Origin of the sequence: Chryseobacterium takakiae (genome assembly GCF_900129385.1) — a bacterium.
Lineage (GTDB): Bacteria > Bacteroidota > Bacteroidia > Flavobacteriales > Weeksellaceae > Chryseobacterium > Chryseobacterium takakiae.
In genome coordinates this window covers 45212-71666 of sequence record NZ_FQVO01000014.1, presented here as the reverse complement: position 1 = coordinate 71666, position 26455 = coordinate 45212, and the positions used below count along the sequence as shown (strand labels likewise).

The following is a 26455-nucleotide window of genomic DNA, read 5'->3' as shown; positions in this document are numbered from 1 at the left end:
GCTTTCATTCTCACTGAATAGTGCTCAACGTCACTTCGAGTAGTTTTGAAAAAGCGTATCGAGAAGTTACTCCATAGCCCTTTTCATTCAACGGTTCTCAATACATTTTTCTGCGCTCTGCTGCGAAAAACACTCGGACTGACTAGCTTTCATTCTCACTGAATAGTGCTCAACGTCACTTCGAGTAGCTTTGAAAAAGCGTATCGAGAAGTTACTCCATAGCCCTTTTCATTCGACGGTTCTCGATACATTTTTCTCCGCTCTGCTGCGAAAAACACTCGAACTGACGTAGGAATCATTATTTCTTAGTAAACTTCTTTTTTGCCAGATTAGGCAAGTCTTCGTATCTTCCTTCAATCAGAGCCAGTTTCTTAGCCTGTGACCATTTTTTTATCCTTTTCTCAAAAGCAATAGCTTGTTCAACATCAGTAAACTGATTAAAATAAACCAATTGAAGCGGACGTCTTGAGTACGTATAAGAACCGAAATACTTACCATCCTGATGCTCGTCAAAACGCTTATAAACATTTTCAGTAACTCCGGTGTAATAGTTATTGTCCGAACAATGCAGAATATAGACAAAAGATGTTTGCATGTTTATAATAAATTGAAATTGATGATTCGTCACTTCGTGAAGCTTTAAAAATCGTATCGAGAAATTACTCCATAGCCCCTTCATTCAACGGTTCTCGATACATTTTTCTGCGCTTCACTTCGAAAAACACTCGAACTGACGAGCTTTCATTCTCACTGAATAGTGCTCAACGTCACTTCGAGTAGCTTTGAAAAAGCGTATCGAGAAGTTATCTTTAAATGTGATGGGTTATTGAATTATTGCAAGAATCGCATTCCGCTTTGTAATCATTTGCTGTTTTCGACAAATATAAATATTTTGAATCAATAGGATTAGGATTTAAAACAGTCAGATTATTTTTAACAAAACATTATATTTTCTTCTGTGGTATTGTAACTTTCTTATCAATAGTTTTGTCTAACTATAAAAAAAAGACTAATGACAAGACTTTTATCCCCGCTGTTTTTATTTTTTGCAGTATTGGTTTTCGGACAGACTCAGCTGAAGGTTTTCAGTAAGACAACCAAGCAACCTATCTACAGTGCAGCGGTGTACTGCGATGATGAGCTTCTCGGGAAAACCGATCTGAACGGAACTTTATCCTTTAAAACAAAATGCAAGAAAGTTGAAATTCTGGCCAGCAATTTTGAAGATGTTCTTGCAGAGGTAAGAAATACCATGGAAGTTTCGATGCAGCCGCTGGCGGAAAAGAGAGGGAATATTGACCGTGTCATTATTAATGATAAAAGTGATCCGCGCGCGCTGAAGATTCTTGATGAACTTAATAAAAGGGCTAAAGAGAACTCACCGAAGTCATTGGATTCTTACAATTTTAAGTCGTACACCAAATTTTCTCTGGATCTGGATAAAGATTCCATTGATATTTACAAGAATTTTTTAGCAGTCAGGAAAGACTCCATTTCGAAGGTTGATCAAAATGGTTTTAAGCAGAAAGAAAAGGAGAAAAAAGATTCCCTTATCGCTGAAGAATTTATTGATGCCTCGGCGGAAGGCCAGATGTTCCTCTGGGAAAAAGCTGCGGAATATAAATACTCGAAAAAGTTTGGTGAAAAAACAAATATTATCGACAACAGAATGTCCGGTTTTAAAAACCCGATTTATGAAGCGATGGCCCTGAATATTTCCAATCTTGAAAAATTACCCAGACAGCTGAGACCTGAGAACAGGGATTTATTTCATTATTATCTTTCAGATACCATACAGCTGGACGGAAGGCAGACTTATGTCATTAAATTTAAAGAAATTACCGATAAAAAGAAGCAGAACCCAAGAAAATTCAACGGGAAAATATATGTTGACACCGAAAGTTTTGCCCTGAAAAAATTTGAAAGCATCAGCAAAAAAATAAACGAAGGAAATATTGTCTCCGTATGGAAACCCATCAATAATAAATGGTTCCTGGATTATGAAGATATCAGGCTTAAAATGGGAAATGCCAGCTTCGATGTTTCCAAGAAAGACAGCGTGAAAGCCGGTGATACCAAGAAATACAATCAGAAAAAATTCGGGAATTACCTGTATGTAAAAAACAGGTTTTTTGATTTTGATATTAACGAACCCCAAAAAGCGTCTGATTTTAAAGGCTATTCGCTTGAAGTGAAAAATTCAGACGGCAGCCTTTTGCAACAGTACAGAACCGACAGCCTTACCACAAGGGAAAGTAATACATACACAAAAATCGACAGCTTTGTACAGAAGCATGATTTTGAAAAGAAACTCAATACGTTAACCCAGCTTTTAAGAGGAAACCTTCGCTATAAAATGATTGATTTTGACCTTACCAAATTCATCAGCTACGATAAATATCAGGGAATCCGTCTTGGCGCAGGATTGAAACTGAATGAAAAATTCAGCAACACTTTTTCACCGGACGGATACTTCGGTTACGGTTTTAAAGATCACCGTTGGAAATACGGATTGGGGATGGATATAAAGCTGTCCGCCAAAAGAACATCCGTTTTCCGGGTTGAATATCTTGATGATGTTTTTGCGGCAGGGAGATTCAGCAATTACATGTGGGATAAAATGATGAAGCTATCTGATATTAATCTTGATCTTCACAATGCTGTTTTCTACAAAAACCAGAAATGGAGCGCTTCCTACCTTTATGATATTTCCAATTCATTAAGTATGAAACTCGCCGTGAACAAGGAAAAACAGGAGGCTCTTTTTGATTATCAGTATAAAAACCTGGGCAATAACTTCGATAATACCAGCGCGGTTCTTTCATTAAAATTTTCTCCGAATGACAAAAATATCATGACGCCTGCCGGAAAATACACTTACGAAAAAGGATATCCGCAGGTATTCGTTAATTATGAAAAAGGATTTGATGCATTAGGAGGTGATCTCGATTATAATCGTCTGGATGCCTTATTTATTCATCAGTTCAGAACAAAACTAGGATCTACCAACATTAAACTATTCGGAGGAATCTCATCCGGAAGTGCACCAATCTGGAAAAATTTTGAAATAGCCGGTCAGAATGATGCCAATATTGATCAATGGTATTCCAATATCAGTACCCCTTCAAACCTGGGATTTGCAACGATGCCTTCGGGAACATTTTTCGCCGACAAATTTGCAGCATTTAAAATTTCACAATACCTGCCTTTTAAATTTAAAACGTTGGGAAAAAGATATTCAGATATCGAACTGGAATACCAGTCGGCGATCGGCGGTTTTAAAAACAGGCAGGACCACCAGTTTGAATTCATCGCTTTAGACCACTATTACCAGGAAGCGGGACTGATCTGGAACCAGTTCCTGGGAACCGGTTTTGGCGTAGGATTTTCCTACAGATTGGGATACTACCAGACTTCGGAATTTAAAGACAATATCGGAATTAAAATAAAATTCAATCTTTTAAGATAATTCGAAATCAGCTCAGATATCAGGTAATCCCGGAATTTCCGGGATTATGTTGTTTAACTACCGGATCAATGGAAACGGCTGTTAATATCAATTAACAAAGTTTTTGCAGCATTATAAATATTACTAATTTTGCCCTGTCTTTATGAAAAGGATTTTAGTAATTTTATGTTTCTGTATATGCATTTTTGGTTTTTCACAATCAAAAGTTACTTCTATTGAAGCTGTTGTCATTAAAGATCAAAGTGATCCGCGGGCCCTTGAAATTCTGAAAAAAGTCAATCAGCAGTTTAGTGATAACTCTCCCAAGACGCTTGATTCTTACTCCTACAAATCCTACGAAAAGATCTCTCTGGATATTGATGAAGACAGCATTACTCAATACAGACAGTTTTTTGAAAATGCTGAGTTATTCAGAAAAAAAAGAGAAAAAGATTCCCTGAACAATGTAACTGCCAGAAAAATATTTTCCAAAAGTAAATTGTTCCTTTGGGAAAGAGCTCAGGAATTTTTATATTCAAAAAAATACGGCGAAAAAATCAATATCCTTGACAACAGGATTTCCGGTCTGAAGCAGCCGATCTATGAAATGATTGCCTTACAGCAAAGCAACAGAGACCAGATCCCTACCCAGCTGAAGCAGGAAAACAGGGGCTTGTACCGGTTCTTTTTAACCGACACTATTGAAATAGAAGGAAGAAAGAATTTTGTGATCCGTTTCAGGGAAGTCAATTATAAAAATCCCGACAAAAAAAGGAAATATAATGGTGCCATTTATATTGACACCAATACTTATGGTATTAAAAAAATCGAAAATTTCAGCAAAAATAAAAACGACGGCATCATTACAAGCACCTGGGTGTTCTTCAACAACAAATGGTTCCTTTCCCATGAAACCGTAAAGCTGAAAATGAGCAATATGGTCATGCAGGAGGAGAATCAAGATGATCCCGTACATAAGCATGAGAAGAATAAAAAACAGAGTTTCGGGACCTATGCTTTCCTCACTTCCCGGTATTTTGATTACCGGTCACCTGCCGAAAACGATAAAAAAGACTTTAAAGGCTACACCTTTTCCGTAAAAAATATTGACGGGAAAACCCTTGACCAGTTCAGGACAGATCCGCTGACAGAACGGGAACGAAATACCTACAAAACCATCGACAGCCTTGGAAAAATATACAATATTGACCGGAAAGCAAGGGTTGTAAGCGGCCTGCTTTTAAACGGCCAGATAAAAGCAGGAATTGTGGATTTTGCGGTTGATGAGATCGTGAATTATAATTTATATGAAGGTTTCAGAGTCGGTTTGAAAGCGAAGCTTAATGAAAATTTCAATCCGTACTTTTCTCCGGATTATACTTTTGCTTATGGATTTAAGGATGACAAATGGAAATACAGAATCGGACTTGATATTAAAACCACGCTGGAAAAAGATTCCTACTTCAGAATTGATTATTATGATGACGTAACCGCTTCAGGAGAGTTTTACCGAAGACTCTGGAATTTCAAAATGAGAACTGCCAACTATGGAAATAACCTTAATAATGACCGGTATTATCATTACAGAGGGGGTTCGGTTTCTTATCTTAATGATGTTACCAACGGGTTGACATTAGTTTTTGCAGCCCGCACCAACCTGGAAGAAGCCATGTTTGATTATTCCTTCCGTAACAGAGGCTCATCTTTTAATAATTTTAATACGTTACTGACTTTAAAATATTCCCCGAACTCTACCAATATTATGACGCCTCAGGGGAAATCCCTCATCGATCAGAAATATCCGGAGCTGTATTTCAATTATGAACAAAGCTACAAGGCGCTGAGCGGCGATTTTAATTACACCCGCTTTGATGCGCTTTTTGTTCACAATTTCAAGACTATGCTGGGAACGACAGGATTTCGGCTCTATGGCGGAATGGTCATCGGAGATGCACCAATATGGAAAAATTTTACGATGAACGGACTGGCTTCGCCGAGAAGGGATTTTAATTTTAACTTAACCTCATTTCTCGGATTTGCGACACTGGAAGGAGGAAAATATTACAACGACCGTTTTGTGGCGTATTACTTTACACATAAACTTCCCTGGTATTTTAAAAGTTTCGGCCAGAATATTTCAAGTTTTGATTTTGTACTGAGAGGAACCATAGGAAATATGAAACATCCCGAATACCATCAGTTTAAATTTAAGCCCCTCGATCATCTTTACCAGGAAGTCGGCCTGGAATGGAACAATTTCCTTTCTACCTACTTTAATCTGGGCTTATTTTACAGAGTCGGTTACTACACCACTCCGAATTTTAAGCAAAACTTTGCCGTTCAGTTTAAACTGAAGCTTCTGGAATTTTAAAATAATAATTAAAAATAGAAATTAAAACAAATGCAGACCATCCAAATACAGGCAGAACAATTTTTTGAATTGTTAAAATTAAAAGATACTTCCATGTGGGAAATTTTTGCCCAGATGATTGACGGAAATGAGAAGGAAATTGTTTTTACAGATGGGGAAAACAAAATATTGTTCAACTATATTCTGCCTTCCAATCAGGAAAAGCTGGAGGAAGACCGAAAGGAGTTTTCCAAGCAGTTTGCGGATAAGCTGGCGAATCTTAATTGAGTTTTAGAGTTTTAGAGTTTTAGAGTTTTAGAGTTTTAGAGTTTTAGAGTTGAAAGTTATGGGGTGATTTTCTAAGGAAAGTTAATTCCGTATTAATTTTAATAAAATTCACCATAAACGATCTATAATTCTCTCATACGCTCTAACCCTAAAATTCTAAAACTCTCATACGCTCCCACTCTTAAACAAGTCAACCGTCTTTTTGGCTTCGGCAACGTCATGAACCCTGAGGATTTTTGCGCCTTGCTGTAATACTTTTAAGTGAAGTTTTTGTGTTTCTTCGTTGATATCCAGCGGTGATTTTCCCAAAGGCTTGTAGATAAAAGATTTTCTTGAAATACCAATCAGCAAAGGAAATTTTCCAAAGCCTAAATATTTTACCTCATCCATCATTTTCATCTGATCTTCTACTGTTTTTCCGAACCCAAAACCCGGATCCAGAATAATATCTTTAACGCCTTTATTTAATAATTCTGCCGTTTTTTCAGAAAAATAGCGGTTCACAGAGAGTGTAATATCGGCAAAGTCAATTTTATCATGCATGGTTTCATAAGAAGGATTTACATGCATTAAAATATACGGAAGCTTTGTTTCTGCTGCGGCATCAAACATCTTTTCATCATATTGACCTCCGGAAATATCGTTAATGATATCGATTCCTTCATTATATCCAAACTTTACCGTTTCCGCATAAAAAGTATCCAGAGAGATCAATGTTTCCGGAAACTCCTTTTTGATGAATGCAATCATATTTCCCAATCTTCTGATTTCCTCTTCTGCTGTTAAGAATTCAGCATTGGGTCTTGTGGATTGCGGACCGATATCAATGATTTCCGCACCTTCTTTAAGCATCTTGTGAGTTTGTTCCAGCGCCCCTTTTTCCGTATTGAATTTTCCGCCATCGGAAAACGAATCGGGCGTGAGGTTTAAGATTCCCATAATTTTTGGAACCGATAGGTCTACCAGTCTTCCGTTGCAGTTGATTGAGTTGGAGCGTTGGAGCGTTGAAGAGTCAGAGAGTGAGGGTACTTGCAAAGCTTATAATTATGATTAGACTTAAAACAATTTAAACTGAAAATTATCTTACAAAAATAAAAATAAAACCTTTATCACTCAAAAAACTCAAACTCAAAAACTCAAACGCTTATACGCTCCTACCCGAAAACGCTACACGCTAAACGCTCTACCAAAACAGTGCAACACACAAAATTTCGTATATTTGGGAGATTAAGAAAATTTATGTCAGAAACATCAGTACAGTTTGAGAAAATTATCAGTCAGTGCCGTGAGCTTTTCAGCAAGAAATTACAGGATTACGGACCGGCGTGGAGGGTTTTAAGACCAAGCTCTATTACCGACCAGATTTATATTAAAGTCAACAGAATCCGCACATTGCAGATGACCGGAAAAAAGATGGTGGATGAAAGTGAAGAGGACGAATTTGTTGCGATTATCAATTATTCGATTATTGCACTGATTCAGCTTGAAAAAGGTTTTTCCAATGATTTTAATGAAAATAAAGAGGAAATTCTGAATCTGTATGATCACTATGCTAATGAAGCCAGACAACTGATGGAACGAAAAAATCATGATTACGGCGAAGCATGGAGAGACATGCGCATTTCATCCATCACGGACCTGATTTACCAGAAAGTTTTAAGAACCAAACAAATTGAAGATAATGAAGGCGTTACCGTTGTTTCCGAAGGTCTGGATGCCAATTATTTTGACATGCTGAATTATTCCGTTTTCTGTCTTATTAAATTTTCTGAAAAGAAAAACAGTATAGAATCTCAAAATTAATTATATGATTAAAGGTTTATTACGTTTCGTTGTTGCCGTTATTTTCATTCTTTCAGGGTTTGTAAAAGCGGTAGACCTGGTTGGTTTTTCCTTTAAAATGGAAGAGTACTTCTCCCCTGCCGTTTTCAATATGCCGTTTTTTGAAAAATTTGCCCTGCTGTTTTCGGTAATTGTGGTGATCCTTGAGCTTCTGTTAGGATTTATGCTGCTTCTTAAACTGAAGCTTAAATTTACCCTTTCTGCACTGATCGCCCTTTGTATTTTCTTTGGTTTTCTAACCTTTTATTCAGCCTATTTCAATGTAGTAACGGATTGCGGATGCTTCGGAGATGCCATTAAATTTACCCCATGGCAAAGCTTTATCAAAGATATTGTGCTTTTATTGGCTTTACTAATTTTATTTGTACTATACAGAAAAGAGTTCAGGAAAAAAGATACTTACAGCTACGGCGCGAAGAAAGAATCCAATAAAACCAGGTACATCCTGTTGGTGGTATTTTCTCTCGTTATGATCGGAATCGGAGCCTATGGAATTTTATATGAACCGGTGATTGATTTCCGTGATTATAAAATTGGTACCGACCTGAAGGCGGAAAAAGAAAAAATCAATAAAAATCCTTCGGAATACAAAACATTTTATTCGCTTAAAAATGAGAAGACCGGAGAAGTATTGAAAGTAAACCAGGACGATTATATTAAAGAAACAAAATATTGGGCAGAAGGATCGCCGTGGAAAATAGAAGAAGGGAAAAATGAATCTGTTCTGATCAAAGAAGGCTATAAATCTGAAATTGTAAAATTCAAGATTGAAGATCCTTCCGGAATGGAGGTTACGCAAGAAATCATCAACGCACCAAAAGCCATCCTTGTGTTTTCTTATCATCCGAAAGAAGTTTCACCGGAATTGCTGAAGCAGGTGGAATCCAAAGTGAAAGCACAAAAAGCGAATGTTGTGTATGGTGTATCAACCGAACCAAATACATTTAAAACCATTAAAAATATGATGATGGACGGCACTGCCATTAAAACCATTGCAAGAAGCAATCCTTTCGTGCTTGTTTTAGAGAACGGAAAAATCATCGACAAACAGCCGGCAAAAGAATATATAAAATAACGCCGTACTTACATTTTAAACACTAAACTAATTATATTTAAATAATGCAGAAATCAAATAAACCGATTGCAGGATACCATTTATTGATGATCTTATCTTCGGTAGACGGAGAATTTGCTCCGGAAGAGGGAATGCTGGTGCAGCAATATCTGGCAGATGAATTTCCATTTAAAATGGATCTTGATAACGAACTTGAAACGATTGCTCTTCTTAAGCCTGAAGAATGGAAAGGTCATTTTACATTCCATGCCAATTGTTTCTATGATGATTCTACGGAAGAGGAAAGAGCAAATTTCATTCAGTTTGCCAAAACGCTGATTAAAGCTGATAATAAGGTAACAGATGAAGAACATTCTTACTATACGCTTTTGAAAAAAATCTGGAATATTGATTAATGAAACAGGATTAGAAGTAAATTTTTTTAGCATTTGACTTCTAAGCATAACTTAAAAAAATAAAAAGAAACTATGAGAAGAAAAATAGTTGCAGGAAACTGGAAAATGAATAAAAATGTAATTGATGCACAACAATTGATGGTTCAGTTACTAAGCTATAAAAACAACAACGCAACCAACTGCGAGGTATGGATTGCGCCTCCAGCTTTATATTTAATGATGGCAAAAGATATTTTCGAGAAAGATGAAATCGGAGTTTTTGCGCAGGATATGAGCGAGCATGAAAGCGGTGCGTACACCGGGGAAATTTCTGCAGACATGCTGGAATCGATTGATGCAGCAGGTTCTTTAATCGGCCATTCTGAAAGAAGACAGTATCACGGTGAAACCGATTCTCACTGTAACAAAAAAGTAAAGCTTGCTTTAGATAAAGGGTTGATTCCGGTGTATTGCAACGGAGAAACATTGGAACAGAGAAAAGCCGGACAACATTTTGAAGTGGTAAAAAACCAGACCGAGGTTGCTCTTTTTACGCTTTCTGCGGAAGAAATTAAAAAAGTGGTTATCGCTTACGAACCGGTTTGGGCCATTGGAACCGGAGAAACGGCAACTCCCGAACAGGCACAGGAAATCCATGCCCACATCAGAAGCATTATTGCTGCGAAATACGGACAGGAAGTTGCTGATGAGGTTTCTATTTTGTACGGAGGTTCTGTAAAGCCTGACAATGCAAAGGAAATCTTCTCCCAGCCTGATATCGATGGCGGACTGATTGGCGGGGCAGCTTTGAAGCTGGAAGATTTTTCAAAAATTATTGAAGCTTTTAACTAAAACAATCTCATTAGTAATAAAAAATTTCGGCGGCATCTTCGATGCCGCCGAAATTTTTATAGTAAATATGCTTACTCATTTGAGCTTACAAAGTCTGCTCTTCATGTTTTCCTTCCTTGATCTCTTCCACCATTTTCGTGTTGAATGCCGGAAGATCTTTTGGTGTACGGCTGGTAACCAATCCGTTATCGACTACCACTTCACTGTCTTCCCATTGTGCTCCCGCATTTTTAAGATCCTGACTGATAGAATTCACCGAAGTCATATTTCTACCATCTACTACCTCAGCATTGATTAAAATCTGTGGTCCATGACAGATAGCTGCCACCGGTTTATGTTGTTGGAAAAAATCTTTCACAAAAGATAGTGCGGTTTCATTGGTTCTCAGTTGGTCCGGATTAATAACTCCGCCCGGTAATACCAAAGCATCGTAATCTGAAGCGTTTGCTTCGTCTAAAGTTTTATCTACAGGATATTCCTGTCCCCAGTCTTTTTCTGCCCACGCTTTGATGGATCCGGATTCCGGACTGATGATATGAGCAGTCCAGCCCTGTTGTTCCAAATGTTCTTTTGGAGATTTCAATTCGCTTTCTTCAAAACCGTGTGTTGCTAAAATGGCAATTTTCTTTGACATAATTTTTATGATTTAAGTGTTATGTCATTTTAATTGGAAAAATGATGCCGTTCTTACCTCTGAATTTTATAAAGTTTGTTAAAGTCTTTATTTCTGATCTAAAATATAGGTGTATAAATAATAATGACAAAATTTAAAGGGGTGACTTACGTTTTTAGCCCGGATTGAAGCTATTGTTTGAGCTCATTTTGTTTATTTCGGCGCGGCAGCTTCGCTGCCGCGCCGAAACAAACAAAATAGCGAGTGCGGAAAGCCGGAAAAAGCTTCAAATAAAAAAAATAAATACCGCTTTTCGATGTAATCAAATTGCTCCTTAAAAAAAATAAAATACAATTCGACGTAGTCAAAAAGCTTCAATAAAAAAATAAATACCTCTTTTCGATGTAATCAAATTACTCCTTAAAAAGAAATAAAAAATACAATTCGACAGAGTCAAAAGCTTCAAATAAAAACAAATGCTGCTTTTCGATATAATCAGCAGCTCCTAAAAACAAAAAACGCATCAAAACAAATTGATGCGCCTGTTCTATTTTTTACAAAAATTATTTTTTGTCTTTAGATCTCTGTAATACTTCATCTACCATTCCGAAACCTTTTGCTTCTTCGGAAGTCATCCAGTAGTCACGGTCTGATGCTTTTTCCACCCAATCGTATGTTTGTCCTGAATGTTCAGAGATGATTTCGTATAACTCTTTTTTCAGCTTTAACATCTCTCTTAAGTTGATTTCCATATCAGAAGCCACCCCTTGTGCACCTCCTGAAGGCTGGTGAATCATTACTCTTGAGTGCTTCAACGCAGAACGTTTTCCTTTTTCTCCGGCAACCAGTAATACGGCTCCCATTGAAGCGGCAATCCCCGTACAAATCGTAGCTACATCAGGCTTAATGATCTGCATGGTATCATAAATACCCAATCCGGCATACACACTACCGCCCGGCGAGTTGATATAAATCTGAATATCTTTAGAAGGATCTGCGCTCTCTAAGAAAAGAAGCTGAGCCGTAACGATATTGGCAACCTGATCATCGATCCCTGTTCCCAAGAAAATGATTCTGTCCATCATCAGACGGGAGAATACGTCCATCTGTGCAACGTTCAATCTTCTTTCTTCCATGATGTATGGCGTAAGATTGGTAGGACCATACATTCCCATATACTGATCGGTAGCCAGACCGCTGTTTCCTAAATGCTTTACAGAGAAATCTCTGAATTCTTTTTTAATGTCCATATTTCTGTAATGTATTATTAAATTTTACGAAGTTTAAATTACAACTTTTATTCCTAAAATATTATAGGACTTTTTGTCACAGACTTTTTATGAGGAAAAAAAAATTAAAGGTTATCTGTCAGAATAAATTCCGGTAATTGCAGAGTAATTCAGCACTTTTGATAATTCTACTGACACGAGAGTGAGCATCTGTATCTTTTTGATCAGCTCAAAATATTTACTTTCATCCGAATCCGCATAGTCTGCCAGCTCCTTTTTAGTCTTTAAAATCAGGAAATTAACATAACGGAATTTATGGATCAGGATGTCACCCGCAACCTGCTCGGGAATTTTGTCACCGTAATTGGGCGAAAAAATATTCCGGGTCGACCAGTCATTCAGTTCGCTGTAGATATTCATGGAATTAACGGCCGCTTTACTAAGCTCTTCATCCATGAGCCCGAAAAAGAAATTTCCTTTTCTCAGCTCTTCCTTTTCAATTCCTTCTTTGATATAATCTACAATTCTTTTGTTAAGTTCCACCTGGAATTCATAGTCATCTTCCTCGAAATGATGAAGAATCTCCTCGATGACCGTAATTTCATATTTCTGTTCATCAGGTGTGGTTCGCTGCAGTACTACATCTCCGTAGTTCAGCATGTGGTTGATGAGATCGTTTTCCAGTTTGGTAACATTAAAAACAATCGGGTCCACCTGATCTCTAGGCTCATCCACAATCTGCAGTTTCGCAGGCTGCTGCGCTTCAGCTTTAATCTGGGCTTTTTGGGTCTGGTTCTGCGTAATCTGCTTCTGAACATCCAGCTCATTAAAAAGACTCTGCTCAGACAGTCCGAATTTATTGGAAACTTCTTTAAGGTAGACTTCTCTTTTTAAAGCATTCTGAACAAACGACACCGATTTCACGATATCGCGAATGGCTTCCGCTTTTTTAATTGGATCGTTTCCGACTTCTTTCAGAAGGATTTCCGCTTTAAAATCGATAAAATCCAGAGCCTGGTTTTCAATAAACTTTTCGACGTATTCCTGCGGATGTTTTCTGGCAAATGAATCAGGATCATCGCCATCAGGAAAAAGAAGAACACGGATGTTCATGCCTTCCGTCAAAAGCATGTCAATACTCCTGAAACTCGCTTTTATTCCGGCATTATCCCCGTCAAAAAGAATGGTAACATTTTCGGTTAGCCTTTTGATAAGTTTGATCTGTTCCGTAGTAAGCGATGTTCCCGAACTTGCCACCACATTCTCTATCCCGGACATATGGAGTGAGATCACGTCCATATATCCTTCCACCAAAAGGCAGACATTTTTTCTCGAAATAGCCTGCTTGCTCTGGTTTAAACCATAAAGAACATTGGATTTATGGTAAATTTCGGTTTCCGGAGAATTGAGGTATTTTGCGGTTTTTATATTATTCTTCAGAATTCGGGCACCAAAACCCAAAACCCTTCCCGAAAAACTGTGGATCGGGAAAATCACCCTTTCACGAAACCGGTCCACCCCGGAAGGCGTATTTTCAGGAAAAATAGAAAGTCCGGATTTCTCCAGTATTTCTTTTGTGTATCCCTTTTCCAGCGCATAAGCCGTAAAAGCATTTTTCTGCTCGGGAGAATACCCGAGTTGGAATTTTTTAATGATGTCATCTTTCAGCTCACGCTCTTTGAAATAAGAAAGTCCGATCGATTTGCCTTCCTCCGAATCCCAGAGTATTTCCTGGAAATAATTATTAGCCACTTCATGGATCTTATAGAGCATATCCCTTTCCGTGTGTGCCTGTTTGGCTTCTTCGGAATATTCCCGCTGGTCTTCTTCAATTTCGATCCCGTATTTCTTAGCAGCATGGCGAAGCGCTTCAGGATAGGTAAAGTTTTCAATTTCCATCAAAAAGGAAATTGCCGTTCCTCCTTTTCCCGTAGAAAAATCTTTCCAGATCTGCTTGCTGGCAGAAACCACAAAACTCGGCGTTTTTTCGTCATGAAACGGACTGAGTCCTTTGTAATTAGACCCTGCCCTCTTCAGCTGCACATACTCTCCCACAATCTCTTCTACACGGATCGTTGAGAATATTTTATCGATGGTCTGTTTGGAAATCATGATGCAAAAATATACAAAAAAATGTTCTTAATATAATACAGCAAAGTAACAAGATTAATTCCTGCTTAAAGTGATTTTAGAGTTTTATTTTAATTATTTTTGAATAAAATAGCTCCATTTTTATATGATCAAATATTTAAAAATCTCGATAGCTTTAGCTTTTGCAGCACTTGTTTTACTGTTTTTATATGTTGAGTTTGGCGGAAAATTTATCATTGGTAATTCTGATAAACGAATGATTCATCACGAAATAAGAAGCAGAGAAAAGCTGCCGGAAAATTTCACCAATTTTTACAATACCCTTTACCCGAATGCGCTGCATGAAAATTCGTGGCATTTGTTATTGCAATCAGTAATAAATAAAAATAATCAAAGAAAGGAATGCCCTTGCAATATTACTGCTTTTCAACTGACACCCATTTTAGCTATTAAGGGCAAAAAAAGTATTGATCAATTTGTTGTTGCAAGATATCTTGAGCATCACTACCGTCAGGAAGAATGTCTTTCATTTAATTTTAGCCACTTTGATTTTCTGGAAAACAGAAAAGGTATTTCCAACCTTTCGCAATCGTTATTTAAAAAAGATATTAAAGATTTACAGTCTATTGAAATGGCAGAAATTGTGTCGCTTTATGAAAACCCCGTAAAAAATAACCGCTTCAGAAACCCTGAAAGAGCAAAAACACGGGCAAAATTTTTAAATCAGGTTTACAATAATAATCTAAAAAATAACAAATAGTTTTTATATTCGGATCGTAATTAAAAACCATCAATAAAACGAGAATTTCTTCAGTATTTTTTGTTTATAAATAATTTATTGTAATTAATTATCTTTGTTTAAAAATATGCAATTCACGATTCATGATATGGACGACTGGCAACATATTGCAGAAAAAGTCGCTTCAGAATTAGAGCACAACATCCTCCTCTTAAAAGGCAATCTCGGAGCAGGGAAAACCACGTTCACACAGTTTTTACTTAACAAATTAGGCAGTGAAGACGAGGTAAGTTCGCCAACGTATTCTATTGTTAACGAATACAATACACCACAGGGAAAAGTTTTTCATTTTGATCTTTATCGGTTAAAAAATATTGATGAAGTATATGACATTGGAATTGAAGAATACCTTGACAATGCTTTTTTATGCATTATCGAATGGCCCGAAGTGTATGAAGATGATCTCTATGGACTTAAATACCATGAAATGAGCATCATAAATACAGGTATACAAAGAGAAATTTCATTCGAGTAAATATTATGTATCTTTGTTTCTGAAATTGAATGTAAAATAACGGTCTGTAAGAATTTAATTATTTAAAGGATGAGTACTACAAATATTTTTACTCCTTTTACCGAAGAGGAACTGATGCCGAAAGAAGAAAAGCTGGAGGTTATCAAAAAAGGAAAACAATTCAGCATAGGAATTCCGAAAGAAACATCCCTGAATGAAAGAAGAACCTGCATGACACCCGATGCTGTACAGGTTTTGGTAGAAAGTGGTCATGAAATTATTATAGAATCCGGTGCCGGCCTCGGTTCTTTTTTTACAGATCTTCAGTATTCCGAATCGGGAGCGAAGATAACCAACGATCCCAAAGAAGCCTTTTCGCAGGATCTTATCCTGAAAGTTAATCCTCCAACTGAAGAGGAAATAGAATACATGCGGCCCAATACGTACCTCGTATCTGCCCTTCAGATCAATCTTAGAGATAAAAATTATTTCCTGAAGCTTGCCGAAAAGAAAGTAAATGCCATCGCTTTTGAATTTATCGTTGATGAATATAAGCAACTGGCTTTAGTAAGGCTCGTGGGCGAAATTGCAGGAACGGTTTCCATTCTGTATGCCTCCGAATTATTAGCCTTATCAAACGGACTGATGCTGGGAGGAATTACAGGAGTAAGACCCGCCGAAGTCGTTATTCTGGGTGCAGGAATCGTAGGAGAATTTGCCACTAAAGCAGCCATTGGACTCGGTGCAAGTGTAAGGGTTTTTGATAATTCTCTTTCAAAGCTCAGAAGGCTTCATACCTTGGTAGATAGCAGAGTACCAACATCTATTATTGATCCTAAAGAATTAAAAAAAGCTCTGCGAAGAGCCGACGTAGTAATCGGAGCGTTACCAAGACTTAATATGACCCCGATTGTGACCGAAGATATGGTCATGAAAATGAAAAAAGGCAGTGTCATCATTGATATTACCATTGATAACGGAAAGGTAATCGAAACATCAGAGCTGACAACCATGGAAGATCCATACATCATCAAACACGGCGTCATCCACTGCGGGCTTCCGAATCTTACTTCAAGAATGCCTAGAACCACAACCAAAGCCATCTCCAATTTCTTCCTCTCCTATATCCTTCACTATGATGAAGAAGGCGGTTTTGAAAACATGCTGGTCAGAAAAAATGAAATGAAGCAAAGCCTTTACATGTACAAAGGACGGCACACCAAGAAAATCATCTGCGACCGTTTCGGGCTTACGTATCACGATATCAATCTTTTAATCTTCTAATGAAAAAACTCAAATTTTATATGATAGGTCTTATTCCGGGACTTATTATCGTATTTTTTATCTTAAACAAAAAAGGCGCAAGCTGCAGCGGGTACCTTCCCAACAGCCGCGTTATTGCAGAAACACTGTCTAAGGATTTTACCTATTCCGATCAGTTTAAAGCTGAAATGGCTGCATTGAATGTCAATGAAAAATTCTTAAAAGACAGCATCATCACCAAAGGAAAAATTGATTTTGATAAAAGTCACGCCCAGAAAAAACCCTGTCCTGATTATCTCTTAATATATCCTGAAGAGAATCCTGCTTACGAAATCACATTTGAAAAGTGTGAGGAAAAAGCAACAATGACATCTCTGAAGAAGCTGAAGTAGACTATTTTTATATGAATTTAAAATGAAAATAAGAAACAGATTATCCGCATTTTTTTGTTTTTTATCTGCAATGGTACTCAGTTCCTGCGAGGCTATATTACATTACGAAGGAAATGTTTATAATCATAAACACGAACCGATAGAAAATGCTTATATCGCTTTGATTCTCGACAATAAAGACACCATAACAGAAGCAGGAGATAAATTTGATCCCATTTCGCTTGCAAAAAGAAAAGAATTGCGAAAAAAAGGAGTAAAAGATAATTTCAGGTATACTAATAAAGGACTATCTGAACCCGTAAGATTATACACCGATAAAAATGGATACTTTACAACAACTCCTTTTTTAGTAAGCTGTCTTTTTAAGTGTCCTAAAGTAAAAATGCTTGTGCAAAAAGATAAGCTGTCAAAAGAATTTACAATAGAATCCCTTGAAAAAATTCATGTAAAAAATGATTCTATAAAACGTGGCACCTTCAGAGAAAATATATCGGAAAAATATCTAATTTTTTTATAAAACTTAATGGAAGGCAATTACTACATGATTCATGATTATCTGATATTCATCGGGGTTTTTGCTATTTTCTTTTTTTTGACGGTAAGTATTTATCTGTTCAGTCAGAACCAGAAGTTTAAGATTAATAATGCAAAACTTTCGGAAGCCAATAAAATGATCCAGCAGCGGCTGAACGAAGTGCAGCTGGAACACATCGGTACAAAACTGAACCCGCATTTATTCAAAAACATTCTTAATTCCGTACAGTCCCATGCCTATCAGACGTATATGTCGCTGGATAAGCTGGCGAATGTTCTGGATTATATTTTATATGAAAGCAATAGCAAATTTGTAAGCCCTAAAGAAGAATTAAATTTTGCTTTAAGCTTAATTGAGATTAATAAAATAAAGATCAATCCGCTTTTTGATTTCCGGATTAAATCTAAAATCGATAAATCAGATGCCATATTTGAAGAAAAGGTTTTTGCGCCGCTCATTTCGGTTGATTTGATTGAAAATGCTTTCAAGCATACGGATTTTTTGGCTCAGGATTCATTCATTTCTGTTCAGATGGAGTTGCAGCAGGGGATTTTTTCCATGAAGGTCAGCAATAAAGCTTCGCTGAAAAACACCCTGCAAAAAGAAAAGAGCGGCTTCGGAAGCCAGTCGCTGGATCAACGTCTGAAAATGATCTACAATAATTTTTACACGCTGCATAAAAATTCAAAAAACGGGATCTTCACCGCAGAATTAACCATCAACTTAGGAGAATTTTATGATAAAATGCATTATTCTTGATGATGAATTATTAGCCATCAGCTACTTGAAGCTTCTTTGCGAGCAGATCGAAAACGTAGAAGTGGTAAAGGCATTCAATGATCCCAAAGTTTTTGTGAATGAAATCGGAAACATTGACTGCAATGTCTGCATTCTGGATATTGAAATGCCGGGAATGAACGGCCTTCAGGTTGCAGAACTACTTCCTGATTCAAAGAAAATTATTTTTACCACAGCTTACAAAGAATATGCAGCAGAAGCTTTTGACCTGAATGTTGTTGATTATGTTCGAAAGCCCATCAAAAAAGAAAGGCTCATTCAGGCATTCGAAAAAGCCGCGGAGCTTATTGGCAAAAAACAAAAAAAAGATTTTATCGAGTGGAATACCAATATCGGTAAAACGGTCATCTTTACAGAACAGATTGCTTATATCAAAACTTCGGAAATCGACAGCCGCGACAAGGATATCATCCTCAGGGACGGAACAACCATCTTACTGAAAAACCTCAACTTTAAAAACCTTCTGGAGATGCTTCCTGCAAAAAATTTTGCACAGGTGAATAAAAAAGAAATCATTGCGCTCTCTTCTGTAAAAGTTTTTTCAACCAACGAAATTATCACTACTATTGCCCTTGACACCGGTTTCCTGAAACTCCAGATTGGAGAAATATATAAAAAGAGGCTTTCCGACCTATTTGGAAAATAATTTTACTGCATTTTTTATTGCTTTTATTACATTTAAAAGAGAAGAGTATCTGTTATAAGTTTATTCTTACCAATTTTGCAAAAAATCGGGACTATGAAACTTGGAAAATACAGGAATATTATTTTTTACGTAAGCACAATTGCATTTTTTTCGATGCTGATGTACTGGTTTTTTGTTGAAGGAAAAACACTGGAAATCAGAGAAAATATTACCCCGCCTAAAAACACAGGTTCTACCATGTGGCAAAGTTTTACAGAATCCTTCCTAGAAAACCTCCATCATCCGTTAGCACTATTATTGGCGCAGATTGTTACTATCATTCTTGTCGCAAGACTTTTCGGATGGATCTGCATCAAGATCAAACAACCGTCCGTAATCGGTGAAATGATTGCCGGAATCGTTTTGGGACCTTCACTGGTAGGAATGTACTTCCCTGAATTTTCAGCATTTCTTTTCCCGAAAGAATCATTAGGGAATTTACAGTTTTTAAGCCAGATCGGGCTAATTCTATTTATGTATATCGTAGGTATGGAACTGGACCTCAGTGTATTGAGAAAAAAAGCACATGATGCTGTAGTGATAAGCCACGCCAGCATTATTATTCCTTTTGCTCTGGGAGTAGGTTTGTCTTATTTTATTTACCGGGAATTTGCTCCTGACGGAATCCAGTTTACCTCTTTTGCCTTATTCATAGCGATTGCCATGAGCATTACCGCTTTTCCGGTTTTGGCAAGGATCGTTCAGGAAAGAAATCTTCAGAAAACCAAGCTGGGAACCGTAGTGATTACTTGTGCTGCGGCAGATGATATTACAGCCTGGTGTATTTTGGCTGCGGTAATTGCTATTGTAAAAGCAGGATCTTTTGCCAGCTCGATTTACGTGATTTTAATGGCAATAGCCTATGTATTTCTTATGATAAAAATCGTAAGGCCTTTTTTAAAAAGAATCGGAGATCTTCAGGCCGGAAAAAATACGATCAACAAACCCATGGTCGCTATCTTTTTTTTAACTTTAATTCTTTCAGCATACACTACTGAAGTTATTGGTATTCATGCATTATTCGGGGCTTTTATGGCCGGTGCCATCATGCCGGAAAATACTAAATTCCGAACGATGTTTATTGAAAAAATAGAAGATGTTGCACTCGTGCTTTTGCTTCCGTTGTTCTTCGTTTTTACCGGGCTTCGTACACAGATAGGACTTCTGAATGACGGTCACCTCTGGATTACGGCAGGATTTATTATCCTCACCGCTGTTGTAGGGAAATTTGCAGGCAGTACATTAACGGCTAAATTTTTAGGTATCAACTGGAAAGAAAGTCTTACCATCGGAGCATTAATGAATACGAGAGGTCTGATGGAATTAATTGTTCTGAATATAGGATATGATCTTGGCGTTTTAAGTCCTGAAATCTTTGCCATGATGGTAATTATGGCTTTATTTACCACTTTTATGACCGGACCAGCACTGGATTTTATCAATTTTATTTTTAAATCTAAAAAAGAAGATGAAAATAAAGTTGATGATGATGTGCAATACAGAGTTTTACTCTCTTTTGATAATCCCGAATCCGGAAGTACGCTCCTGAAGCTTGCGCATGATTTCACAAAAAAAATGAACGCCAATAAGAACATCACCGCAATGAATATTGCCCCGGTAAACGAAATGCATGCCTACGATATCAATGAATATGAAAACGAACAGTTCAGAAATGTAATTGATACCTCACAGGAACTCAATCTGAAAGTGACTACTCTTTTCAAAGCTTCTACAGACATTGAAAGTGATCTTACCCATATTTCAAACAAAGGAAATTATGATCTCCTGCTCATTATGTTGGGAAAATCGATGTATGAAGGAAGTTTACTCGGAAGACTATTAGGGTTCACCACCAAGATCATCAATCCCGAAAAGCTGCTCAATACCGTAAAAGGAAAAGGCAATATCTTCAACACCTCTCCTTTTGATGATTTTACCCTTCAGATTTTAGATAAAACCAATATCCCGGTAGGCATCATGGTGGATAAAAATTTCAGATCGGCAGACAAAGTATTCGTTCCGATATTTAATCTTAGCGATTTCTATCTTCTTGAATATGCCAAAAGGCTTATCAACAATAACAATTCCCAGATCATCATCCTTGATGTTGCCGGACAGATCCGAAGCAATATTGAAGTAAAAGAACTGATCCGAAGTATTGAGCAGGTTGCCCCCAATCACATCACTTTATATAATGAGAAGAAAATTGAAAAAGAATTTCTCACTTCTCAGGACTTAATGCTGATCAGTAGCAAAAGCTGGAAAAATCTGATCGACAGTAAGAGCCTATGGCTGTCCGATATTCCTTCAACACTGATCATCAGTAATCCTTAAAAGTCAATGGTGAATTTGCTTTGCAAGTCAATTGTCAATTCTTTACATTCACATGAATTATTCAGTAATGCTAATTGACAACGAAGTTAATTGACTTTAAAATTCACCATTCACTTTTTAATTTCAATTAAAAAAATTGTTACCTTTGTCTCGTGATTACAAAAAACGGAACATATTATTACGGAATTTTTAGCTCAGCTTTGGGATAAGGATTTCTTATATAGATAAACATAACCTCGTCCTTGGGCGGGGTTTTTTATTTTTAAATTTAAATAGATGAAAATAAGTATTGTAGGAGTAGGCCTTATTGGAGGATCAATTGCCTTGAAACTGAAATCGAAGGAAATAGCAGACTTTATCTATGGAATCGATAATAGCATTGATCATTTGAATGAAGCATTAAAATTAAATATCATTGATGCCCATGCAGATCTTGAATACGGAATCAGCAATTCCGATCTCATTATCCTTGCGATTCCGGTGGATGCGGCAAGAAAAATATTGCCCCAAGTGTTGGATCTTACTTCTGAAAATCAGACTGTGATGGATACCGGATCTACCAAAGCCGGAATTGTACAGGCTGTAAAAAACCATCCCAACAGATCAAGATTTGTTGCCTTTCACCCAATGTGGGGAACGGAAAACAGCGGTCCGAAAGCTGCTGTGTCAGAAAGTTTTGCCGGAAAAGCAGGAGTAATCTGCAATAAGGAAGAATCTTCGGAAGACGCCCTGAAAACAGTGGAGAAAATTGTTGAAAGCCTGGATATGCATACGATTTATATGAATGCAGAAGATCATGACGTTCACACGGCATATATTTCCCATATTTCCCATATCACTTCCTACGCTTTGGCGAATACTGTTTTAGAAAAGGAAAAAGAAGAAGAAACGATTTTCCAGCTTGCAAGCTCGGGGTTTTCCAGTACCGTCCGACTGGCAAAATCGCACCCGGAAATGTGGGTTCCTATCTTTAAGCAAAATAAAGAAAATGTTCTTGATGTGCTTAATGAGCATATTTCGCAGTTAAGAAAATTCAAATCGGCTTTAGAAAAAGAAAATTACGAATATCTTGGAGAACTGATTTCCAATGCCAATAAAATAAGGGGAATTTTGGATAAATAAATAATAATTTTAAACAAGAACTTCGTTTGGGGAAGCCTGATATTACGGTGAAAAAGTAAGTAAAGTCACCTGAATTACAATATTAATTGAAAATCCTCAGAAATATTCATTCTGAGGATTTTTTATTTTTAATTTAAATTAACCTTAACATTCCGCCACGTTCACAGCTATCGCCAAACCACCTTCGGAGGTTTCTTTAAAACGGTCATTCATCGATAAAGCAGTTTCCCACATGGTCTGGATGACCTGGTCCAAACTTACCTTTGCTTTCGCCGGATCACTTTCCAGCGCGATATTTGCCGCAGTGATTGCTTTGATGGCGCCCATTGTATTTCTTTCAATACACGGAATCTGCACCAATCCTTTGATCGGGTCGCAGGTCATTCCCAAGTGATGTTCCATAGCGATTTCAGCCGCCATAAGAACCTGTCCTACACTGCCGCCAAGAATTTCCGTAAGCCCTGCTGCAGCCATTGCAGATGAAACGCCAACTTCAGCCTGACAGCCGCCCATCGCCGCGGAAATGGTTGCATTTTTCTTAAATAAAGTACCAATTTCTCCTGCCACCAGCAAAAACCGGATGATATCGTCTTCACTCGTGAAAGGGGTAAAGGCCTGCGCATACATCAACACCGCCGGAATAACGCCGCTGGCGCCGTTCGTGGGTGCCGTGATGATTCTTCCGAAGCTTGCATTTTCTTCATTTACCGCCAATGCAAAACATGAAATCCATTTATTGATATTGGTGAAATTTTCTTCCGCATCTACCACCTGCTGAAACCATTCATCTTTGTTTTTATAGATTTTATCTCCTAATAATTTTCTGTTGATCCCGGCTGCTCTGCGGGAAACATTAAGTCCGCCCGGAAGTACACCTTCTTTGTTGACTCCTTTATAGATACATTCTTTGATCTGCTGCCAGATATACAACGCTTCTTTTTTCGTTTCTTCCTGAGACCTCCAGCTTTCTTCATTCATTAAAATAAGATCTGAAATTCTGGTAAGGCCGAGTTTCTCACAATATTTTACAATATCTGAAGATTTATGACACGGATATAAGGTACGGATACAATGCTTTTCAATAGATTTTTTCTCCTGGCTCATAATGAAACCTCCTCCTACAGAATAAAAATCCTGAACCAATTCAGTTCCGTCCTCAAAAATGGCTTTAAAGATCATTCCGTTCGGATGATAATCCAGCGACTGTTTCATATTTAAAACCAGGTGATGCCCGTATATAAAGGGAATTTCTTTTTCGCCACCGAGGTTGATTTTTTGAGAACTTTTAATCTGATCTATTTTTTCATCAATTTTGGTGGTATCAATCGTTTTAAAATCTTCGCCATTTAATCCTAACATTCCGGCAATATCAGTTCCGTGTCCGATACCCGTTTTAGCCAGGGAGCCAAAAAATTCAAGGAACACTTCTTTTACCTCTGCAATTGATCTTTCCCTTTTTATAATTCTGATAAATGCTGAAGCCGCATTCCACGGACCCATTGTATGAGAACTGGACGGGCCAATCCCCACTTTTATAATTTCAAAAACCGATATTGATTCCATATAGAAATTCTTCCTTTTTCTTTATCACAAAGATACATGATAAATCCAAATGCAAAAGCCGGAGATGAAAAATCAGCTCCGGCTTTCTAATTAAAACTATATGAACACTAGTAGATTTTTTTATGTCAATGGTGAATTGTCAATTCGCTTCGCTGTCAATGTAAATCCACATCTCAATAGATTCACAATTCACTATTGACAATTCACTCTATACACATCTTCCTTTAACACAGGCTTTCTTCGTGTTGGGAAATGTCTAATCCAAGATCTTCCGATTCTTCCGAAACCCTCAGGGTAATAATACTGTTTGTTATTTTATATAAAAGCAGTGATCCGAAAAAGGTAAATACGGAAACCAACAGCAAAGCCGCCATGTGATGTGCAAAAACTTCCAGTCCGCCATGAAGAAGGCTCGCATTTTCTCCATGTGCGAAAATTGCGGTAAGGATCATTCCCATAATTCCGCCGACTCCATGACAGGCAAATACATCCAGCGTATCATCTATTTTTTTCAGCGCTTTCCAGTTGAGCATCAGATTAGAAACAATTGCGGCAATAAATCCTATGAATAAACTTTCCGAAACCGAAACAAAGCCACATCCCGGAGTAATTGCTACCAAACCTACCACAGCACCGATGCAGGCTCCTAAAGCAGAAACCTTTCTTTTATTGATACGGTCGAAGAAAATCCAGGTCATCATCGCAGAAGCAGAGGCAATTGTTGTGGTTCCGAATGCTGTCGCAGCTGTAGCATTGGCACTAAGTGCCGAACCGGCATTGAATCCGAACCATCCGAACCAAAGCATTCCGGTTCCCAGGATTACATAGGAAATATTAGAAGGCTCATGATGCGGTCTTTTTCTGTTTCCTACAACTAAAGCACCGGCTAACGCCGCGAAGCCTGCACTCATATGAACAACCGTTCCTCCTGCAAAGTCTTTCACCCCGAAGTATTTGTTGAGAAGTCCGTCCGGATGCCAAACCATGTGACAAAGCGGAGTATAGATAAAGATGCTGAAAAGCACCATGAATAAAAGATATGAGATGAAACGTACCCGCTCTGCAAAAGATCCGGTAATCAAAGCAGGGGTGATAACGGCAAATTTCATCTGGAATAAAGCAAACAAAATAAACGGAATGGTAGAAGCCATATATTTATGAGGCAACACTCCTACTCTGCTGAAAAAAGGATAACTTAATGGATTTCCGATAATTCCGTAATGTTCACCATTTAATGTGAAGCCAATAGAATCTCCGAAGGATAAAGAAAAACCGATGACTACCCAAAGAATCGAGATCACTCCCAACGCGATAAAGCTCTGCAACATCGTAGAAATTACATTCTTTTTGCCGACCATTCCTCCGTAGAAGAAAGAAAGCCCGGGAGTCATGAGAAGCACCAGTCCTGCAGCAGCAAGAATCCATGCGACATCGGCACCTACAATATTTTCTTCAGCCAGGAATTCGCCGGTATTCGGAAAATCTGCGATGGGGCTCCAGAATAATCCGCCAACGGCAACAAGTGTAATAATGCAAAATGAAACGATCCATTTTAAACCAACTGTCATACAATTTATGTTTTACCCCTCCAAAAGTAAGCATAAATTTTCAAAATAACATAAAAAAAATACTTTAACCCCTACTTCTTAACGCAATATTTACAAATAATTAATAAAATTATTTAAACACCCCCTTTAAAATATAGGACACTTCCTTAGATTTTGTTGCAGGAAACAAATGAGTGCCCCCTTTAATAATATAATCAGGACGGCAGTTTTTGATTGGGAAAACGATGTCTTTATCTCCGAGAATCTGTATAACATCAGGATTTTCTTCAAACTTCCAATCAGATATTTTTTCAATAGACCATTTAAGGTAGTATGGATCTCTCACCTGAAAATACTGCAAAATCCTTGGATTTTTGGGATCAAAAAATTTACGAAATATAGAATAAATGTTTGTTGTCTTTTCATTGAAAAACCTTACAGGTAAAAGTTTCGGGATTCTGGTCACCTGTCCGGTCTTTATTAAAACTGACTTCTCCTTATCTGATCTGATACTTCCCATAATCACTACTTTTCTCGCAGGCTTCAGTTTGTTTATTTCCTGAACCAGAATTCCGCCAAACGAATATCCCAAGAGATAAAATGGTTCCGAATCATCAATTTTTCCTGCCATTCTATGCACGTAATGCTGAAATTCCTCATTCTGCTCCGGAATCAGCCAGTCAATAAAAACCACTTCATGCTGCTTTGGAAATTGTATTTTTTCCAGCACCTTAAAATCTGCGCCAAGACCGCTTACTACATATATTTTCATACTACTAAAATATAAAAAAGCATCAAGAC

Annotated in this window: 24 protein-coding genes; 16 read left to right on the top strand and 8 right to left on the bottom strand. The window is 37.5% G+C overall.

What is annotated here, in order from left to right:
- Positions 1-298 precede the first annotated feature (298 nt).
- Entirely contained in the window at positions 299-595 is a 297-nt protein-coding gene (locus tag BUA76_RS16050; protein WP_072885823.1) for a GIY-YIG nuclease family protein, read from the bottom strand.
- A 417-nt stretch (positions 596-1012) separates the two neighbouring features.
- Between BUA76_RS16050 and BUA76_RS16045 the strand changes: the two genes are divergently transcribed.
- The 3 genes from BUA76_RS16045 (at position 1013) to BUA76_RS16035 (ending at position 6086) form a co-directional block, all read left to right on the top strand.
- Positions 1013-3469, top strand: a complete 2457-nt coding sequence (locus BUA76_RS16045) for a DUF5686 family protein (protein ID WP_072885807.1) — start codon at positions 1013-1015, stop codon at positions 3467-3469.
- A 142-nt stretch (positions 3470-3611) separates the two neighbouring features.
- The gene (locus BUA76_RS16040; RefSeq protein ID WP_072885806.1) at positions 3612-5819 is read left to right on the top strand and encodes a DUF5686 family protein; all 2208 of its coding nucleotides are present in this window, start codon (positions 3612-3614) and stop codon (positions 5817-5819) included.
- Positions 5820-5849: 30 nt separating this feature from the next.
- The gene (locus BUA76_RS16035) at positions 5850-6086 is read left to right on the top strand and encodes a hypothetical protein (RefSeq protein WP_072885805.1); all 237 of its coding nucleotides are present in this window, start codon (positions 5850-5852) and stop codon (positions 6084-6086) included.
- A 165-nt stretch (positions 6087-6251) separates the two neighbouring features.
- Here the strand turns inward: BUA76_RS16035 and folP are convergent, their stop codons facing one another.
- On the bottom strand, positions 6252-7025 hold the full coding sequence (folP, locus tag BUA76_RS16030; RefSeq protein WP_072885804.1) for a dihydropteroate synthase: 774 nt from the start codon (positions 7023-7025) through the stop codon (positions 6252-6254).
- A 300-nt stretch (positions 7026-7325) separates the two neighbouring features.
- On the opposite strand from folP, the gene BUA76_RS16025 reads away from it, so the two are divergent.
- The 4 genes from BUA76_RS16025 to tpiA all read left to right on the top strand — a co-directional run bounded on the left by BUA76_RS16025 (position 7326) and on the right by tpiA (position 10229).
- Positions 7326-7889, top strand: coding sequence for a DUF1599 domain-containing protein (locus tag BUA76_RS16025; protein WP_072885803.1), 564 nt, complete (start codon positions 7326-7328; stop codon positions 7887-7889).
- A 4-nt stretch (positions 7890-7893) separates the two neighbouring features.
- On the top strand, positions 7894-9003 hold the full coding sequence (locus tag BUA76_RS16020; RefSeq protein WP_072885802.1) for a BT_3928 family protein: 1110 nt from the start codon (positions 7894-7896) through the stop codon (positions 9001-9003).
- Positions 9004-9047: 44 nt separating this feature from the next.
- Entirely contained in the window at positions 9048-9398 is a 351-nt protein-coding gene (locus BUA76_RS16015; RefSeq protein WP_072885801.1) for a tellurite resistance TerB family protein, read from the top strand.
- A 72-nt stretch (positions 9399-9470) separates the two neighbouring features.
- Entirely contained in the window at positions 9471-10229 is a 759-nt protein-coding gene (gene tpiA, locus BUA76_RS16010) for a triose-phosphate isomerase (protein WP_072885800.1), read from the top strand.
- An 85-nt stretch (positions 10230-10314) separates the two neighbouring features.
- Here tpiA and BUA76_RS16005 read toward each other — a convergent pair whose 3' ends face one another.
- From BUA76_RS16005 to dnaG, 3 genes are all read right to left on the bottom strand, one after another.
- The gene (locus tag BUA76_RS16005; RefSeq protein ID WP_072885799.1) at positions 10315-10863 is read right to left on the bottom strand and encodes a type 1 glutamine amidotransferase domain-containing protein; all 549 of its coding nucleotides are present in this window, start codon (positions 10861-10863) and stop codon (positions 10315-10317) included.
- Between the two features lie 542 nt (positions 10864-11405).
- The gene (gene clpP, locus BUA76_RS16000; protein ID WP_029294345.1) at positions 11406-12092 is read right to left on the bottom strand and encodes an ATP-dependent Clp endopeptidase proteolytic subunit ClpP; all 687 of its coding nucleotides are present in this window, start codon (positions 12090-12092) and stop codon (positions 11406-11408) included.
- Positions 12093-12203: 111 nt separating this feature from the next.
- Positions 12204-14183: a DNA primase gene (dnaG, locus tag BUA76_RS15995; RefSeq protein ID WP_072885798.1), complete on the bottom strand. Its 1980-nt coding sequence runs from the start codon at positions 14181-14183 to the stop codon at positions 12204-12206.
- A 124-nt stretch (positions 14184-14307) separates the two neighbouring features.
- Between dnaG and BUA76_RS15990 the strand changes: the two genes are divergently transcribed.
- The 9 genes from BUA76_RS15990 (at position 14308) to BUA76_RS15950 (ending at position 22544) form a co-directional block, all read left to right on the top strand.
- Complete coding sequence (locus BUA76_RS15990; protein ID WP_072885797.1) at positions 14308-14922, top strand: transglycosylase domain-containing protein; 615 nt, start codon at positions 14308-14310, stop codon at positions 14920-14922.
- 106 nt (positions 14923-15028) lie between these two features.
- On the top strand, positions 15029-15436 hold the full coding sequence (gene tsaE, locus BUA76_RS15985; protein WP_072885796.1) for a tRNA (adenosine(37)-N6)-threonylcarbamoyltransferase complex ATPase subunit type 1 TsaE: 408 nt from the start codon (positions 15029-15031) through the stop codon (positions 15434-15436).
- 69 nt (positions 15437-15505) lie between these two features.
- A complete protein-coding gene (locus tag BUA76_RS15980) occupies positions 15506-16699 on the top strand; it encodes an alanine dehydrogenase (RefSeq protein WP_072885795.1) in 1194 nt (397 codons plus the stop codon).
- Complete coding sequence (locus BUA76_RS15975; RefSeq protein ID WP_072885794.1) at positions 16699-17070, top strand: hypothetical protein; 372 nt, start codon at positions 16699-16701, stop codon at positions 17068-17070. The genes BUA76_RS15980 and BUA76_RS15975 overlap by 1 nt, the downstream gene beginning before the upstream one ends.
- 22 nt (positions 17071-17092) lie before the next feature.
- Positions 17093-17587 (top strand): hypothetical protein, encoded by a 495-nt coding sequence (locus BUA76_RS15970; protein WP_072885793.1) that lies wholly within the window; start codon positions 17093-17095, stop codon positions 17585-17587.
- A gap of 6 nt (positions 17588-17593) precedes the next feature.
- Positions 17594-18364 carry a histidine kinase gene (locus BUA76_RS15965; protein WP_083573250.1) on the top strand — a complete coding sequence of 257 codons (771 nt, stop codon included), beginning with the start codon at positions 17594-17596 and terminating at the stop codon, positions 18362-18364.
- Positions 18342-19049 carry a LytR/AlgR family response regulator transcription factor gene (locus tag BUA76_RS15960; RefSeq protein ID WP_072885792.1) on the top strand — a complete coding sequence of 236 codons (708 nt, stop codon included), beginning with the start codon at positions 18342-18344 and terminating at the stop codon, positions 19047-19049. The genes BUA76_RS15965 and BUA76_RS15960 overlap by 23 nt, the downstream gene beginning before the upstream one ends.
- A 93-nt stretch (positions 19050-19142) precedes the next feature.
- Positions 19143-21422 carry a cation:proton antiporter gene (locus BUA76_RS15955; protein ID WP_072885791.1) on the top strand — a complete coding sequence of 760 codons (2280 nt, stop codon included), beginning with the start codon at positions 19143-19145 and terminating at the stop codon, positions 21420-21422.
- Between the two features lie 276 nt (positions 21423-21698).
- Positions 21699-22544, top strand: a complete 846-nt coding sequence (locus BUA76_RS15950; RefSeq protein ID WP_072885790.1) for a prephenate dehydrogenase — start codon at positions 21699-21701, stop codon at positions 22542-22544.
- A gap of 144 nt (positions 22545-22688) precedes the next feature.
- On the opposite strand, the gene BUA76_RS15945 is transcribed toward BUA76_RS15950, so the two are convergent.
- The 3 genes from BUA76_RS15945 to BUA76_RS15935 all read right to left on the bottom strand — a co-directional run bounded on the left by BUA76_RS15945 (position 22689) and on the right by BUA76_RS15935 (position 26426).
- Positions 22689-24107, bottom strand: coding sequence for an L-serine ammonia-lyase (locus BUA76_RS15945; protein ID WP_072885789.1), 1419 nt, complete (start codon positions 24105-24107; stop codon positions 22689-22691).
- Positions 24108-24331: 224 nt separating this feature from the next.
- Positions 24332-25675, bottom strand: a complete 1344-nt coding sequence (locus BUA76_RS15940) for an ammonium transporter (RefSeq protein WP_072885788.1) — start codon at positions 25673-25675, stop codon at positions 24332-24334.
- Positions 25676-25784: 109 nt separating this feature from the next.
- A complete protein-coding gene (locus tag BUA76_RS15935; protein WP_072885787.1) occupies positions 25785-26426 on the bottom strand; it encodes an alpha/beta hydrolase in 642 nt (213 codons plus the stop codon).
- Positions 26427-26455: the final 29 nt, after the last annotated feature.

What these genes read in the sequence shown, in the direction of transcription:
- BUA76_RS15965 (WP_083573250.1), top strand. Translation starts at nt 17,594, where the DNA reads ATGGAAGGCAATTACTACATGATTCATGATTATCTGATATTCATCGGG.
- BUA76_RS16015 (WP_072885801.1), top strand. Translation starts at nt 9,048, where the DNA reads ATGCAGAAATCAAATAAACCGATTGCAGGATACCATTTATTGATGATC.
- BUA76_RS15990 (WP_072885797.1), top strand. Translation starts at nt 14,308, where the DNA reads ATGATCAAATATTTAAAAATCTCGATAGCTTTAGCTTTTGCAGCACTT.
- BUA76_RS16035 (WP_072885805.1), top strand. Translation starts at nt 5,850, where the DNA reads ATGCAGACCATCCAAATACAGGCAGAACAATTTTTTGAATTGTTAAAA.
- clpP (WP_029294345.1), bottom strand. Translation starts at nt 12,092, where the DNA reads ATGGACATTAAAAAAGAATTCAGAGATTTCTCTGTAAAGCATTTAGGA.
- BUA76_RS15950 (WP_072885790.1), top strand. Translation starts at nt 21,699, where the DNA reads ATGAAAATAAGTATTGTAGGAGTAGGCCTTATTGGAGGATCAATTGCC.
- BUA76_RS16045 (WP_072885807.1), top strand. Translation starts at nt 1,013, where the DNA reads ATGACAAGACTTTTATCCCCGCTGTTTTTATTTTTTGCAGTATTGGTT.
- BUA76_RS15970 (WP_072885793.1), top strand. Translation starts at nt 17,093, where the DNA reads ATGAAAATAAGAAACAGATTATCCGCATTTTTTTGTTTTTTATCTGCA.
- tpiA (WP_072885800.1), top strand. Translation starts at nt 9,471, where the DNA reads ATGAGAAGAAAAATAGTTGCAGGAAACTGGAAAATGAATAAAAATGTA.
- folP (WP_072885804.1), bottom strand. Translation starts at nt 7,025, where the DNA reads ATGGGAATCTTAAACCTCACGCCCGATTCGTTTTCCGATGGCGGAAAA.
- BUA76_RS15935 (WP_072885787.1), bottom strand. Translation starts at nt 26,426, where the DNA reads ATGAAAATATATGTAGTAAGCGGTCTTGGCGCAGATTTTAAGGTGCTG.
- BUA76_RS15980 (WP_072885795.1), top strand. Translation starts at nt 15,506, where the DNA reads ATGAGTACTACAAATATTTTTACTCCTTTTACCGAAGAGGAACTGATG.
- BUA76_RS15975 (WP_072885794.1), top strand. Translation starts at nt 16,699, where the DNA reads ATGAAAAAACTCAAATTTTATATGATAGGTCTTATTCCGGGACTTATT.
- BUA76_RS15945 (WP_072885789.1), bottom strand. Translation starts at nt 24,107, where the DNA reads ATGGAATCAATATCGGTTTTTGAAATTATAAAAGTGGGGATTGGCCCG.
- BUA76_RS15955 (WP_072885791.1), top strand. Translation starts at nt 19,143, where the DNA reads ATGAAACTTGGAAAATACAGGAATATTATTTTTTACGTAAGCACAATT.
- BUA76_RS16040 (WP_072885806.1), top strand. Translation starts at nt 3,612, where the DNA reads ATGAAAAGGATTTTAGTAATTTTATGTTTCTGTATATGCATTTTTGGT.
- BUA76_RS15960 (WP_072885792.1), top strand. Translation starts at nt 18,342, where the DNA reads ATGATAAAATGCATTATTCTTGATGATGAATTATTAGCCATCAGCTAC.
- BUA76_RS16020 (WP_072885802.1), top strand. Translation starts at nt 7,894, where the DNA reads ATGATTAAAGGTTTATTACGTTTCGTTGTTGCCGTTATTTTCATTCTT.
- tsaE (WP_072885796.1), top strand. Translation starts at nt 15,029, where the DNA reads ATGCAATTCACGATTCATGATATGGACGACTGGCAACATATTGCAGAA.
- dnaG (WP_072885798.1), bottom strand. Translation starts at nt 14,183, where the DNA reads ATGATTTCCAAACAGACCATCGATAAAATATTCTCAACGATCCGTGTA.
- BUA76_RS16025 (WP_072885803.1), top strand. Translation starts at nt 7,326, where the DNA reads ATGTCAGAAACATCAGTACAGTTTGAGAAAATTATCAGTCAGTGCCGT.
- BUA76_RS15940 (WP_072885788.1), bottom strand. Translation starts at nt 25,675, where the DNA reads ATGACAGTTGGTTTAAAATGGATCGTTTCATTTTGCATTATTACACTT.
- BUA76_RS16050 (WP_072885823.1), bottom strand. Translation starts at nt 595, where the DNA reads ATGCAAACATCTTTTGTCTATATTCTGCATTGTTCGGACAATAACTAT.
- BUA76_RS16005 (WP_072885799.1), bottom strand. Translation starts at nt 10,863, where the DNA reads ATGTCAAAGAAAATTGCCATTTTAGCAACACACGGTTTTGAAGAAAGC.